Origin of the sequence: Burkholderia sp. BCC0097, assembly GCF_902832985.1 — a bacterium.
Lineage (GTDB): Bacteria > Pseudomonadota > Gammaproteobacteria > Burkholderiales > Burkholderiaceae > Burkholderia > Burkholderia orbicola.
Genome location: NZ_CADFDM010000014.1, coordinates 77,817 through 92,336 on the forward strand (window position 1 = coordinate 77,817; position 14,520 = coordinate 92,336).

Sequence of the window (14,520 nt, forward strand, 5' to 3'; positions counted from 1 at the left end):
CAATGAGCGTGGACAGGTGTGCATGAACGAGCAACGCGGAGGTTTGCAGAGCCGATTGGTGGTCGATCGCAAGCGAGACGGACGGCGTAAGTACGACGAGGATGCAAAGCGCGAATTGATACAGGCGTGTCTGAAGCCCGGGGTGTCGATCGCGCGGACGGCCATGGAGCACGACGTCAATCCAAACCTCGTTCGGACGTGGATTTCCAAGTATCAGCGCGAACAAGCCGCGGGCGAGATAGTCAGCTCCGTGACGGAGCCGTCACGAGAGGCTCGCGTCGAGCTGCCGGCGGCTTCCGTGCATGAGGAATCAGCCTTTATGCAGGTCGTCACCTCCGCGGTTGCTCCCACTCCGACTAAATTGGCTGCGGCATTCTCACTGAATGTGCACCTGCCAAACGGCGTTTCCTTAGAATTGGGCCCGGCGAACTTCGATGAACTGACGGCCGTTGTGCAAATGCTCGGGAGGCTGCCATGTTCCGGTTCGACGAAGGGCTGAAGGTTTATCTGCATCGCGATCCAGTCGACTTCCGCATGGGCATCAACGGACTGTCGATCCTGGTCGAACAGGCGATGCGCCTGAACCCGATGACCTCGGCGCTGTTCGTCTTCGGCAACCGCCGGCGCGATCGAATCAAGATTCTCGGCTGGGGCGGCAACGGCTTCTGGTTGCTGCTCAAGCGACTCGAAGCCGATCGCTTCATCTGGCCGAACGGAGGCGACACAATCACGCTCAGCGCCGAGCAATTGCACTGGCTGCTCGACGGCATCGACCTGGCCGTGATCCAGAAGCATCCCCAGCGATATTACGCGCGGATGAGCTGAACACCGCGCGGGTGACATGGTCTAATCGGCCATGCCGAACAGCCCCGTCATGCCGAGTGTTGAGGAATACCAGGCACTGCTCGCCGAACGCGATGCGCTGCGCGGTGAGCTTCGACTCGTGACGGCCCAGCGCGATCTGGCCGAAGAGAAGCTGCGGGCCTACAAGCACGAACTGTTCGGTGCATCGAGCGAGGCGCGCCATGCCGACCAGCTCGGCCTGTTCAACGAAGCAGAGGCATTGGCGGCGACTGCCGACGCGCCCGCGCGTGAAGACGTGCCCGGCACCTCGGTCGCCGCCCACACGCGCGGCAAGCGCGGGCGCAAACCACTCAATCCGAGCCTGCCGCGCGAGGTCGTGCGGCACGAGTTGCCAGAAGCTGAACGATTCTGCGCGCACGACGGCCACGCCCTCGTCGAGATTGGCGTAGAAACGAGCGAACAGCTCGACGTGATTCCCGAGCAAGTGCGCGTCGTTCAGCACCAGCGGGTCAAGTACGCCTGCCCTTGCTGTGATCTCGGCATTAAGGTCACGCCAGCGCCGACGCGCATCATCCCTCGCGGGCTGCTCACGGAATCCGCGCTGGCGTGGATCATCACTGGCAAGTACCAATACGGCATGCCACTGTATCGCCAGGCCACGCTGCTGCGTCGCTTCGGCGGCGACATCTTGTCGAACACGCTGGCCGCTAGCGTGGTGCGAGTGGGGCTTGCTACGCAGCCGGTGATCAACCTGATGCGTGACGCGCTGCTCGAATCCGACCTGATCTACGGCGACGAGACAACGTTCCAGGTGCTGAAGGAACCGGGACGAAGGCCGCAGGCAAAGAGCTACCTGTGGGCGCAGGTCAACGGCTCAGGGCCGCCCGTGCGGATGTTCTCGTACTCGCCGGGACGTGGTGCCCAACATGCGCAGAAGCTCTATGCCGGCGTGCAGCCCGACACTGTGCTGATGACGGACGGGTACGAACTCTATAACGGCATCGCCCACGATCACCAGCTCGTGCATCTCGGATGCTGGGCGCATGTACGCCGCGGCTTCATCAAGGCCGAGGAGTCGGTGCCGAAAGCGGCACGCTCATCGGATCTGCTGGCCACGCGCTTCGTTAAGCTGATCGGCAAGCTGTTCACGGCCGAGGCGCGAAGCGCGAAGTGGACGCCTGAACGCCGGCAGCGATTGCGTACCCGATACAGCGCCCGAGTGCTCTCCCTCGTCGAACGCATGATGGTCGAGCATCTGCCCGCCGTCGTGCCGTCGAGTCTGCTCGGCAAGGCGCTGCAATACATGAGCGGGCAATGGCCCAAGCTGGTCCGCTACATCGAGAACGGCAACTGGCCACTCTCGAACAACCTGTGTGAAAACGCGATCAGACCGTTCGTCGTCGGCCGCAAAGGCTGGCTGTTCTCCGACACTGTCGCCGGCGCGCAGGCCAGCGCCAATCTGTACTCCCTCGTCGAGACGTACAAGGCGAACGGCATCGAACCGTATCGCTACCTCGTCTGGCTGTTCACGAAGCTGCCTCTCGCTGCAACCGCCGACGACTACGCGGCCCTCATGCCATGGAGCATGCCTGCCACTCCCAACCTCTGATGGGTGTCGTTAAAAGACCGCATACACTTGAGCGCGCGTTGGCGCTGTTCCTTGTGGTGGCTTGGCGCGTGACCTATCTGATGCGGCTGGGGCGCACCTGCCCTGATTTGGACGCGCGTCTGTTCTTCGATCCCGATGAAATTCGGGCTGCGTACCTGCTTACGAAAACGCCTCGATCTGCGCAACCCAAGCTCAACGAAGTGCTGCGCTTGGTCGCGCGTCTCGGTGGATTCCTCGCTCGCAAGAGCGACGGCGAACCCGGCGCTGAGACGATCTGGAAGGGACTCACGAAAGTTCATATCGCCGCGGAAACCATGCGCTTATTACGCGATGACGGTGACGCCGGCACTTCTGTATAACGACATGCGTCCAGGGCCTATTAAGTCGCGCTACCACGCATTTGATGTCGTCCTGATAGCCGCCATGGTCCCCGAGAAAAACGATATTCACGAAGCCGTGAATTTTGAAACTGTGAGCGGCGGACTCTAGGGTCCTTTCAAATACGTCGTCAGGCACCGTAATCGTACCGGGAAAGCGCATGTGGGACGTGGGTGGCGCATAGCCGCCCTCTGGAACGTAGGCAATCACGGGGGCGACGAGCGCGTTGCCGAGACCCTCCGCGATGCGCCGAGATAGCACCCCGACGCGCGCGTTGTGCTTGCCAAGCGCGACTACGGCCCGCTTTGCTCAGTTCCGCCGATGGGAACGACGATAGTGGTCTTGCCGGCGTGGATCTGATCACGCAGTTCGGTCCAGGTCAAGTCCTCTAGTTGAATCGTCTGAGACGTCTGCGCCAAGACAGAATGTGTCGCTGCCAAAGCGACAGTGGCGGCACAAGCGACTTGAAGGATGAATTGCATACCGGACTCACCAGGCAAATTGGAGAACTCGGCTCACGAGTCTACTCGCACTTTCTACCAAACGAACAGGCTTCGGCACGTCGCGAAGTACAAGTTGGCGTCCGCTCCACTAGCCCGCAATGATTCGCAAAAAAAAGTGCCCCGGACAATACTGCCCGGGGCATAAAAGGTGAGCCACACGGTTAGCGCCTTTCTCGCTTAGACGCTAGGGTGAGGACGACGTGGGATGGCTCACCTGCGTGGACGGTGAAGATCACGGATTGCGGTATAGCGAGCGGTCGTTGATCATGAACGATTCGGAAGCCGAGCGCACACCGCTTTGCGCGGCGCTCGTGGCGTCGTTGCCATAGCCGTCCTGCCCATATTCCTTCCGCACCGTGGCACCAGCTGCTTGTGCGTTGGCGCTCGCGGCTACGCTCGGCAATTGCGGATACTTGTGGTCCGCATCGGCGAATGCCGGTGCAGCGATCAAACTCGAAACGAGCGCGATGGTCAGGGCTACAAAAGCTGCTATCTCTTTCATTTCAATCTCCCAGGCAATTAACTTGAACGATCCGAGGGCCTTCCGTTCTGCATCAAAACCCGCGTGATCGCAATGGTCACAAGCATGCAGGAATTCACCCAATTGCAGCGTGGCAGCAGCATTACATCTTTGTCACATACAGCGCAACGCAAACACGATGGAACGCAGATGAGGCCGCAAAAAAGACCGCATAGAATCCAACCTCGCAAAATTTACCACATTCCTTGATATGTTTGGAGTAGACGAGCACACCCGATTCAAGACTGGAAAGGTTGGAGGGGCACGGAGAGAAGCAAGATCACGGCGCGGGATGGTCGGTCATATTATTTTTTCCTATAAACACCGACAGCATGTTTTGAAAATGTCGATTGAGTCCTATCCTGATGTGACCGCAGATAAGGATCTCGCGTCGATTCGGTCCTTACATGCTTTTGAAGTTCATTGTACTTGCTTTCCGGCATGCCATTCGCAAATGCGGCAGCCGAGATAGAAAGCACACCAAGCATAACTAGCAATCTTGAAGTCTTCATTTCTTCCACCATACCGATTCAAAAAATCTGTTCAGCGGCATCCCGGGACGTCACGTATCTGCCGAACATCATCAGCCCTATCCGGAGTTACCGAGGCGGGCAATTTCCGGTCTTGACGTGAAGATTTTGACAAGGGTACGATTTCGGCACCTGAATTTTCGAGCTCTCCTCGGCTTGGCTGACCTTTCCAGATTCGGCGGTCACACTCCTTGCTGCACAAGCGGAAAGCAGCAACGTGATGCAGCTCGCCAACAGCATGTACTTGTGGCGAAAAGTCTTCATATCTCCTCCAGGCCTTCAATTGCATCGCAAATCTCGTTTTGGGAGCCACCTGAGCGGAATAAAAGCAAATTCACTTCGATCGGCGTACTTGCAAGAGATGCCTTTTCGTATCACCACAATTCCCAAATAGCCATATGCAAGTACCACCGATCCACGGATTTACAGCATCATTTAGTTTGACGAAAAACGTCCCAACCGATAAAGCTCGCGATTTCTCTGGATAGTTGCTTCGCTCGGCGGATAATCCGATTTGCTACTCGGGATTAGACCGTCCTTTTGGGCCTGAATCAGCTCCGCGTATACTTCCGCCCTCGTTTTTCCGCGCACCGGGTTTCCCGATTGGCTATTCGCGGCACTCGAGTATCCGACACCGCTGTCTTGTGACATACCGGAATCAGCGAACGCAGGGTAAATCGTCGCAAAGCTGGCGACTGCGATCAAGATAGTTGCGATTTTCATACAATCCTCCATGTCAGGGAACTACAAATGAATACTACGCAACGCACCCGACGAATGCATGGCTGATAGATTAAGATTCTGAAATCTGAGCGCCATTGAGGATTGTTTCCATGGCCCCAATTCTTGAATGCGATTAACGGCGCTCATATATATGGACGCCGTTGTGTTTTAATTCGATTAAGGGGGCAAAATTTGAGCGAGCTCGCGAGCCTTCGCCCAATAGGAGGAAAACCTTATTGCGGACTTTGGAGGCCGAGTACAGAGACTAACAGGAGGATCGCCGTCGCCGCACCCGACTCGATCAACAAGCTCTTGCGCAAAGCAGCTATTGCACCAACATGATCTCCGATTCGCATTTTCTCTTCGAGACGTGGCGTCAAGTGAAAGCGATTCGCCCCAGCAAGCGCGAGCATCAAAGCGAAAAACCCCAGCTTAGTCAACAAGAGCTGGCCGTACAACGTCGATGTCAAACCACTAAGTGTGAGTCCGGAGATCATGCCGTAGTTGATCAGCCCGGTTGCGGTGAGCGTCAGAACGATCATTGTCCCAATCGCGGCAAAGCCGGCCAATGTCCTTTGCAAAAGCTCGAATTGTTGATTCGGTGATGCATGGTTTACGCGAAGCAGCAATACAAAGGCCGTCAAGGCGCCCACCCATCCGCCCGCGGCAGCAAGATGAAGAATGTCGGCCGACAGATGAAGCACACCTTTGCCACCGCTGTCCATTGCCCCATGACCACCCCAAGCCAAGGTGGCCAACGCGATCAATCCGGCACTGGCGGTGATCGCGAATCCGTACGTCGGGCGACGCACCAAAAGCGGCGTGACTACGAGGGCGACACTGAGTGCGACGAGTCGAAGGACCCATGCTGCGCCCAACGCCGTGCCAGACACAATCATCTCAAAAGCGTGCCGACTCACGCTGAAATAATCTTCCGCGCCCGTCATCATCTTTGCCAGTACGAGCATGCTGAGTAAGGACATCACAATCCCGACTACGGCCGCTCCGCCGAGGATGGCGGAAAATTGTCTCGTGATGTGCAGGGATCGACGCTCGTGATGCTGCAAGGCATACAGACCAAAAAGCGGGAGGCCAAAGAGCAGCATCAGGTCCATGTAAAGAATGAACCGAATTGCGATGTTTACCCAGCTGTCCATAATATTCACTTCACAATAAACGTGATCTTCCCGGTGATCGGGTGCGTGTCGGACGACACGGCGCGCCAGTCGACTCGATACGTACCGGCCGTGAGCGGTTGAGCAGGAGTAATCACCATCGTCTTGGGATCATCGCTTCCGGAAACCTTGGCTGCGATCTTCATGGCGGAATGGTCCGTCATCCCCGGCATGCTCGTCATCACAAGGCCCGCACCGGAGAACTGAGTCATCAGATTCTCCGAAAAGTGAAGTTCGATCTTCTGAGGTGCGGAGCCTTCAGTGTTGTCCTGCGGCGTCGACGAGAGCAGTTTCGGGTGAGCAAATGCAGCCGTTGCGACTACGAGGCCAGCAGCAGCGACGAAAGTTCTCGAAACAAAACGTTGGAGCGACATAGTAAATCTCCCTTTCAAGTAAATAGTGATAGTTATCTTGTTGCCCTACTTTCAATCACCGTACGGCAAGCAAGCTTCTGCGTTTCAGAACCACACACGTACGCCGGCCACGAACGACACCTCGTTCCGGCGCCCGCCCTCGTGCTCAACAAAGCGCGCGGTGTTGCCGTATGAACGATCCCAGGTAATGCCAATGTATGGCGCAAACTGACGATCGACCTCATATCGCAAACGCAAACCCAAGGAACTGTTCGCCAAACCAGCCCCCTGCTCTCTTGCTGCATCGCTTTTTCCATATATGTTGAGTTCCAGCGACGGCTGAAGAATCAGGCGATTTGTGATCAGGAAATCGTAGGTCCCTTCGAGGCGCATCGACGTTTGTCCACTCTGTCCGACGAACGCAGTGGCTTGCGTTTCGAAGTTGTAGAGCGCGAGTCCCTGAATACCAACAGCCGCCCACGTTTGCGACCTTCCCGGCTTGAAGTTATGGCGAACTCCTCCAACCACATCCCACCAAGGGCCGATCGAGTGCCCCCAAAGCGCTTGAACTTCGGCGTCTTCAAGTCCCTTCGTTGTCCGTTTCCCTTCCGACCGCAACCAGAGACGATCGACGTCACCTCCGACCCACCCGGTTCCATTCCAGTTCAGAACACCGCCATCGCTGCCGTTCTGCCACTCGAGGTTATCGAGCAGGAACAGATAGTTGATCTCCTTATCGCCCATATCATGCAAGTGGCCGCCGGTGAAGACCGCTTTACGGTCTTCATCCGTCAATGGCGGTACCGGCGATGGCACGCTTTTCGGCGAGGACTCCATCGGTTGCATGGTCGGCTCCCCCACTCCTGCCGATTGATTCGATCCTGAGGACTCGGCCATTGCCGATACGGGCGCCATGGTGACAAACATTACGGTCGCGGCCGTGGCGGCAAATTTCCCATATTGCTTTTTTTCGAACATGAGAGCCCTCACTCCTCTACAGCCACTTCGCGGAACATGCCAGTCTCCATGTGGAAAAGAAGGTGGCAATGGTAGGCCCAACGACCAAGCGCGTCGGCTGTGACGCGATAGCTACGCTTGGAGCCAGGCGCGATATCGATGGTGTGCTTGCGGACCATGAAACGACCTTGGTCGTCTTCGAGATCGCTCCACATACCGTGCAGATGTATCGGATGAGTCATCATCGTGTCGTTAACCAACACCAACCGGACCCGCTCACCATACTTGAGACGAATGGGCTGAGAATCTCCGAACTTGACGCCATTGAACGACCAGACAAATTTCTCCATATGGCCGGTCAAATGCAATTCGATCGTTCGAGCAGGTTCGCGGCCGTCTGGATCCGCAAACGTACTTCGCAGATCGGAGTATGTCAGCACCCGCCGACCATTGTTTCGCAAACCGATGCCAGGATCGTCAAGCCGCGGGGTTGGGCTCATTGCTTGCGCATCGACGAGCGGATTACCATTTTCCGTCGCAGGATGGGACTGCATTGCGCCCATGCCCTGCATTGAACCGTGATTCATGCCGGACATGGATGCGTGGCTCATTCCCTGCATATCGTCCATGCCCTTCGTTGCACCGCCATCCATTCCGGACATGCCGCTCATGCCTTGCATGGAGCCGTGGTCCATCCCGGACATGCTTTGCATCGAACCATGATCCATGCCGGACATATCACCCATGCCCTTCATTGCACCGCCATCCATTCCGGACATGCCGCTCATGCCTTGCATAGAACCGTGGTCCATCCCCGACATGCTACTCATACCCTGCATCGAGTCATCACTCATGCCTGACATTCCGGACATACCTTGCATCGACCCATGGTCCATTCCAGTCATGCCCCCCATGGAGCCATGGTCCATTCCTGCCATACCCCCCATCCCCATATCGTCCATCGTAACCAACGGACGAGGATCAAGCATCGGAACCGGCGCCGAGAGGCCCTGGCGCACAGCCAACGTCGCTCTCGCGTAGCCCGTCCGGTCCATCGATTGCGCGAAGATGGTGTACGCCGGTTCGGAGGTCGGCTCCACAATGACGTCATAGGTCTCGGCCACTGCGATACGAAACTCGTCGACGCTGACGGGTTTGACCGGTTGGCCGTCAGCGGCAACCACTGTCATTCGCAGCCCGGGGATACGGACATCGAAATAGGTCATCGCGGAAGCATTGATGAAACGAAGGCGCACTCGCTCGCCAGGACGGAAGATTCCCGTCCAGTTTCCATTCGGCGCAAGCCCATTGGCGAGATAGGTGTAGGTGTACGCGCTGACGTCGCCGAGGTCGGTAGGACTCATGCGCATTTCAGCCCACATCTTCCGGTCAGCGATGGTCGCGCTCAGACCGTCCTTCTTGACGTCTCGGATGAAATCCCCGAACGTTCGTTGATGGAAGTTGTAGTAATTCGATTGCTTCTTGAGCTTGGCTTTTACGCGCTTAGGGTTCTCGTCGGTCCAATCCGAGAGCATGACCACGTAGTCGCGATCGTACTTAAATGGCTCAGGATCCTTCGGATCGATCACGAGCGGACCATACACACCGGTTTGCTCTTGCAACGACGAGTGGCTGTGATACCAGTAAGTTCCGTGCTGCTTTACTTTGAAGCGATAGGTATAGGTCTCGCCGGGGTCGATTCCGTTGAAACTCAGTCCTGGCACGCCGTCCATGTTGGCAGGCACGATAATCCCGTGCCAGTGAATCGAAGTTTGATCGGACATACGATTCGCAACGCGTAAGGTAACGACGTCACCTTCCTTCCACCGCAGAACAGGACCGGGCAACGTCCCATTGATCATCGTGGCAGTTCGCGCCCGGCCGGTAATATTGATCGGCGCTTCGGAGATGGACAGATCGAAGTCGTTACCCGCCTGCACGCGAGGCTGGTCCGGGCTTGTCATCGCCCAGACCTGCGGGCGCCAGATCCCCAAACCGCCGACCAAGCCGGCTGCGCCTAGGCCTTTCACGAAGGTTCGTCTGCTGATATTCGATCGCATCTATCAGTATCCAGTTGATATTGGTTTGAGTTTCACCACTTGGCAGCCACGGATTCTAAATCAACAAGCGGCGAGCCCCACGTTCAGCGCTAGAGTCATAGCTGGCGTTTCGACCTGCGACCTCGCTCAACCATCTCAACGACGCCCATCGGATTGTGGCCCCTCGTCGGCACGCGCAGGACGGGCCTTGGGTTACGACGACACGCGACCTCGCGCACCGACCTTGAGAGTAGACAATTGCGCCGCCACTGCGCTCTGACGCTACCAAACCGTTGATGAGGAGACTACCCCCCTCATGTAGTCACACACATTGCCACCAGATGACCATTTTGTCATGAACGTAAGGTCTGGAAATTCCGCACGTTTGGCGATATCTTCTTTCGTCAAAGCGCGCCGGCCGACAGACATTTTTTCGACCGCCGCATTACGAGACGAGACAGCTCACCATCATGCGTATCCTTATTGTCGAAGACGAAGAGAAGATGCTTTCCTACCTCCGCAAAGGTCTCACGGAGGCAAGCTATGGCGTCTCGACCGCAACAAACGGGGAGGACGGCCTCTTCCTAGCATTGAATGAGCATTTTGACCTGCTCATCCTTGACGTCATGCTGCCATGTATGGATGGCTTCGAAGTGTTACGCCGGCTCCGGGAGACAAAGAAGACCCCTGTTCTGCTCCTGACCGCACGCGATAGTGTCGAGGACAAGGTTGCGGGCCTCGAACTTGGCGCCGACGATCACTTAGCGAAGCCGTTCGCTTACGCGGAATTGCTTGCGCGGATACGATCGTTGCTTCGTCGGACGCAGCAAGACGGGCGGGAGGTTTTGCAAATCGCCGACCTAGAGATTGATCTCATCAAACGGCGCGTCCGCAGAACTGGCACACGCATCGATCTCACGGCTCAGGAATTCGCTCTCCTCCAGCTGCTCGCTGAGCGCGAAGGCGAAATTCTGACCCGTGCGTTTATTACCTCTCAAGTGTGGGATATGAATTTTGATAGCGACACGAACGTCGTTGACGTGGCCATGCGGCGTCTAAGAGCAAAAGTTGACTGCTTCGAACCGAAGTTGCTCCACACCGTCCGGGGAATGGGCTACGTTCTGGAAAATAGATCGGAATGAGCCGCACCGCGCAATATTCTTTACTCAAGCGCCTGACTGCGGCGTTCGCAATCGTCGCAGCACTAATATTCTCAATGCTGGGCGCATATCTTTATCAGGCACTATCTTCCAAACTCAACCAACGTGACGATATTGAAATCGCTGGAAAACTAGATCAATTTACAAAATTTGCACGAGAATCCGGCTCACTGGACGGTGTACGGGAAAATTCACTCTTTTTTCACGAGACCCTTTTATCTCACCCCGGCTTGTTTGTCGGCGTATTCGGTCCCGATGGTGCCCCACTGATCCAACATTCCGACATCAAATCGGTGAGTCTGAGTTCGAAGCTGATCAACGGCCAGCAACCGAATAGGCCATTCGAATGCTTCCCACCTGGAATTGGCTTTTCGGAATGCATTTACGGAACCGCATCACTCAGCGACATCAAGGTGATTATTATCATCGCAAGGAGCGCAGATGATCGGCATTCCTTATTGCAAGACTACCGAATGGATGCGTTCATTGCATCAACAATTGGCGCCTTGGCTGTCGCCGTTTTGGGATATATCGTCACGAGGCGCGGACTTCGCCCGATCAAGAATATTGGACATCAAGCATCGAATATCGAAGCCCACCGATTGAGTGATCGATTAAACATCGATCGAGGTCCGATCGAGCTTGTTGAGATTTCATCGTCTATTAATAAAATGCTCGACCGACTGGAGCGAGCATTCACGCGCCTCTCGCAATTTTCGTCAGACTTATCGCACGATATGCGTACTCCGCTGGCCAATATCATCAGCTCCTCTCAAATCACGCTTTCACGCCCCCGCCGAAGCGAAGAATACGAGACACTGATTGAGTCGAATATTGAAGAATGCGAGCGACTACAGCGCATGATTGAAAATATGCTCTTTCTCGCCCGGACAGACAACGCTACTCAACACATCAATCTCGTTAAAATTAAAACAAACGAGGAACTCCCGAAAATCATATCTTACTTTCAGAACACGGCAGATGAGAAAGATGTGACACTGCAGAACAATGGGGCCGCGACGATTTCAGCCGATGCCATTCTCTTTCGTCGGGCAGTTGGGAATCTTCTGTCGAATGCGGTCGAACACGCATCGCCGAATTCCGTTATTTCAATTCGATCATACGAAACTTCGTCAACAGCTTCGATTTGCGTTGAAAACGTCGGGAAAGCGATCCCCCCAGAGCATATCGATTTCGTGTTTGAACGATTCTATCGTGCCGACCATGCAAGGCATGGCTCGGCAAAAAATGCTGGCCTCGGCCTTGCAATCGTAAAATCTATAATGAACCTCCACGACGGCGATGTTACTGTGGTCAGCAAAAATGGGAAAACGTCATTCACGCTAACCTTTAAGGCGCGGGGTACGAACGAATACTCCCCAACCTCTCGAACGTAACCAGAGTTTTGTACTCTGATTCAATAACGCACGACGATGGTGTCAGCGTCGGATAGATACTCCCCCCCTCCAAAGCACAGCCGTGCATTGCGCGGTTAAATCTTGGAATGACGCAGACGCAGCGCATTCATGATGACTGAAGCTGAACTCAAACTCATGGCAAGCGCGGCGATCATCGGTGATAGTAGCAACCCCGTAAAAGGATAAAGCACGCCGGCCGCCAAAGGCACGCCCAACGCGTTATATACGAACGCGAACGCCAGGTTTTGCTTCATGTTCGCGATGGCTGCATCGGACAATTCTCTGGCTCGCGCGATGCCACGCAGGTCCCCCTTTACTAGCGTGACCTGTGCGCTATTCATTGCCACATCCGTCCCCGTCCCCATGGCCACCCCAACATCCGCTTTTGCCAATGCTGGGGCGTCATTGATCCCATCCCCGGCCATCCCCACTACGTGCCCGTCTCGCTGAAGACGCGCCACCAGCGCGAGCTTATCGGCTGGCTTTACCTCGCCATGGAACTCCTCAATTCCAAGCTTTTCAGCGACGGTCTGGGCTGTTCTCAAGCCGTCCCCCGTCGCCATGACAACTCGGATACCGTCGGCCCTGAGGGTTGCAAGCGCTTCACGCGTCGTACTCTTAATCGGGTCTACCACCGACAAGAGCCCCGCCAAGCGACCGTCGATTGCCAGATACATGACGCTCGCACCCTGCGTGCGCAGTCGCTCTGCCTCAGCGGCAATAGGTAGAACAGAAATCGATTCGCTCTGCATTAACACGGTATTGCCCAGTGCAAGTCGATGCGCTCCAATCCTCCCTCTGACTCCCATACCCGTCGACGATTCGAAGTCTGCGGCGCGATCCAGGGCTAGACCTCTCGCACGAGCGGCGGCGACGATCGCGGACGCGAGTGGATGTTCGCTTCCCTGATCGATACTCGCAGCGAATCTCAAGACGTTTTCGTCTGTATACCCGTTCACGCCCAATGCGCACTCGAATGCAGGCCGCCCTTCGGTCAAGGTGCCAGTCTTGTCGACAATCAGCACGTCAACTTTACGCATGTTTTCGATCGCCGCGGCATCACGAAAGAGCACGCCATTCGAGGCGCCCTTGCCACTAGCCACCATGATTGACATCGGCGTCGCAAGACCCAAAGCGCATGGGCATGCGATGATGAGTACTGCGACCGCGTTGATCAGACCGAATACCCAGCTTGGCGCAGGACCGAACATGCCCCATGCGAGGAAGGTCAGCAGGGCGATACCGACGACCGCGACGACAAATGCGCCCGCGACTTTGTCCGCCATGCGCTGCATGGGGGCTCGAGACCGCTGCGCTTCTGCCACCATCTGGACAATTTGCGAAAGGACGGTTTGCGAGCCAACCCTCTCGGATCGGATGACAAGGCTGCCGGAAGTGTTCATGGTCGCGCCAATGACATGGTCACCCACGTGCTTCGTGACTGGAATGGGTTCCCCTGTAATCATCGACTCGTCAAGCGAGCTGGACCCATCGGTCACGACACCGTCTACCGGAACTTTTTCGCCAGGGCGAACCCGGAGTAGGTCTCCCACGTGCACATCAGACAGTGGCACGTCGTCTTCCATGCCGTCGGCACGAAGACGCCGCGCGGTCTTCGGGGCCAGTCCCAATATCGCCTTGATCGCAGCGGACGTTTGCGCACGCGCGCTAAGTTCGAGTATTTGGCCGAACAGAGTCAGCGAAATAATGACAGCTGCAGCCTCGAAATAGACGCCGATCCTGCCGTGGGCAGTGAACGTTGCTGGAAAGGCGCTCGGAAGAGCGGTTGCGATCACGCTGTAGATAAAGGCTGCGCCCGTCCCCAGGCCGATCAGCGTCCACATGTTCGGACTACGGTGGACAAGGGACTGGATACACCTCTCGAAAAACGGAAATCCCGCCCACAGCACGACGGGTGCCGACAGTGCAAGTTCGATCCACGATTGGATGGTCGCTGGCATCCAATCCAGACGATGGCCAAACATCGCCAACACGAACACAATGAGCGTCAGCGGAAGCGTCCACCAAAATCGGCGCCGGAAATCGCTCCTCTCAGGGTTTTCGCCTTCCTCAAGATTCGGGAGAACCGGTTCAAGCGTCATGCCGCATTTCGGGCATTGGCCTGGATGATCCTGCCGTATTTCCGGATGCATTGGGCAAGTGTAAAGTGTTCCACTTGGTGCCGCCGCCGTCGTGGGAGCAGACGGGACAACATATTTGGCCGGTGCCGCTTGAAATTTCGCCAGACAGAGCTCGCCACAAAAGCGGTAGAGGTGCCCCTTATAGCTGTCGCGAAACTGAGCGTCTTCAGTGACCGTCATCCCGCACACTGGGTCTCGAGACTCCACATG

At 56.2% G+C, this 14,520-nt stretch carries 12 protein-coding genes and 2 pseudogenes; 6 read left to right on the forward strand and 8 right to left on the reverse strand.

The window, feature by feature from the left end:
* Positions 1 to 22 precede the first annotated feature (22 nt).
* The 4 genes and pseudogenes from HWX07_RS34035 to HWX07_RS34050 form a co-directional block, all read left to right on the forward strand.
* Complete coding sequence (locus HWX07_RS34035; RefSeq protein WP_027810101.1) at positions 23 to 499, forward strand: transposase; 477 nt, start codon at positions 23 to 25, stop codon at positions 497 to 499.
* Entirely contained in the window at positions 475 to 825 is a 351-nt protein-coding gene (gene tnpB / locus HWX07_RS34040) for an IS66 family insertion sequence element accessory protein TnpB (protein ID WP_027810102.1), read from the forward strand. Before HWX07_RS34035 ends, tnpB begins: the two co-directional genes overlap by 25 nt.
* A 31-nt stretch (positions 826 to 856) precedes the next feature.
* On the forward strand, positions 857 to 2,413 hold the full coding sequence (locus HWX07_RS34045; RefSeq protein WP_046544050.1) for an IS66 family transposase: 1,557 nt from the start codon (positions 857 to 859) through the stop codon (positions 2,411 to 2,413).
* Positions 2,377 to 2,772: pseudogene (locus tag HWX07_RS34050) on the forward strand (IS4 family transposase); the annotation flags it as partial. The gene HWX07_RS34045 and the pseudogene HWX07_RS34050, both read left to right, overlap by 37 nt.
* Before the next feature lie 16 nt (positions 2,773 to 2,788).
* On the opposite strand, the pseudogene HWX07_RS34055 reads toward HWX07_RS34050, so the two are convergent.
* The 7 genes and pseudogenes from HWX07_RS34055 to HWX07_RS34085 form a co-directional block, all read right to left on the reverse strand.
* Positions 2,789 to 3,273: pseudogene (locus tag HWX07_RS34055) on the reverse strand (creatininase family protein); the annotation flags it as partial.
* 253 nt (positions 3,274 to 3,526) lie between these two features.
* Positions 3,527 to 3,898, reverse strand: a complete 372-nt coding sequence (locus tag HWX07_RS34060; RefSeq protein WP_143282329.1) for a hypothetical protein — start codon at positions 3,896 to 3,898, stop codon at positions 3,527 to 3,529.
* Positions 3,899 to 4,779: 881 nt separating this feature from the next.
* Positions 4,780 to 5,067 carry a DUF4148 domain-containing protein gene (locus tag HWX07_RS34065; RefSeq protein ID WP_075687087.1) on the reverse strand — a complete coding sequence of 96 codons (288 nt, stop codon included), beginning with the start codon at positions 5,065 to 5,067 and terminating at the stop codon, positions 4,780 to 4,782.
* A gap of 233 nt (positions 5,068 to 5,300) precedes the next feature.
* Positions 5,301 to 6,227 carry a copper homeostasis membrane protein CopD gene (gene copD / locus HWX07_RS34070; RefSeq protein WP_027810008.1) on the reverse strand — a complete coding sequence of 309 codons (927 nt, stop codon included), beginning with the start codon at positions 6,225 to 6,227 and terminating at the stop codon, positions 5,301 to 5,303.
* A 2-nt stretch (positions 6,228 to 6,229) separates the two neighbouring features.
* Positions 6,230 to 6,616 carry a copper homeostasis periplasmic binding protein CopC gene (copC, locus tag HWX07_RS34075; RefSeq protein ID WP_027810007.1) on the reverse strand — a complete coding sequence of 129 codons (387 nt, stop codon included), beginning with the start codon at positions 6,614 to 6,616 and terminating at the stop codon, positions 6,230 to 6,232.
* A gap of 84 nt (positions 6,617 to 6,700) precedes the next feature.
* The gene (locus HWX07_RS34080) at positions 6,701 to 7,573 is read right to left on the reverse strand and encodes a copper resistance protein B (protein WP_089444650.1); all 873 of its coding nucleotides are present in this window, start codon (positions 7,571 to 7,573) and stop codon (positions 6,701 to 6,703) included.
* Positions 7,574 to 7,581: 8 nt separating this feature from the next.
* The gene (locus tag HWX07_RS34085) at positions 7,582 to 9,612 is read right to left on the reverse strand and encodes a copper resistance system multicopper oxidase (RefSeq protein WP_027810005.1); all 2,031 of its coding nucleotides are present in this window, start codon (positions 9,610 to 9,612) and stop codon (positions 7,582 to 7,584) included.
* A gap of 449 nt (positions 9,613 to 10,061) precedes the next feature.
* Between HWX07_RS34085 and HWX07_RS34090 the strand changes: the two genes are divergently transcribed.
* Both HWX07_RS34090 and HWX07_RS34095 read left to right on the forward strand, forming a co-directional pair.
* Positions 10,062 to 10,733, forward strand: coding sequence for a heavy metal response regulator transcription factor (locus HWX07_RS34090; protein ID WP_046544051.1), 672 nt, complete (start codon positions 10,062 to 10,064; stop codon positions 10,731 to 10,733).
* Positions 10,730 to 12,148 carry a heavy metal sensor histidine kinase gene (locus tag HWX07_RS34095; protein WP_080289663.1) on the forward strand — a complete coding sequence of 473 codons (1,419 nt, stop codon included), beginning with the start codon at positions 10,730 to 10,732 and terminating at the stop codon, positions 12,146 to 12,148. The genes HWX07_RS34090 and HWX07_RS34095 overlap by 4 nt, the downstream gene beginning before the upstream one ends.
* A 95-nt stretch (positions 12,149 to 12,243) precedes the next feature.
* Here the strand turns inward: HWX07_RS34095 and HWX07_RS34100 are convergent, their stop codons facing one another.
* Positions 12,244 to 14,517: a heavy metal translocating P-type ATPase gene (locus HWX07_RS34100; RefSeq protein WP_223274452.1), complete on the reverse strand. Its 2,274-nt coding sequence runs from the start codon at positions 14,515 to 14,517 to the stop codon at positions 12,244 to 12,246.
* Positions 14,518 to 14,520: the final 3 nt, after the last annotated feature.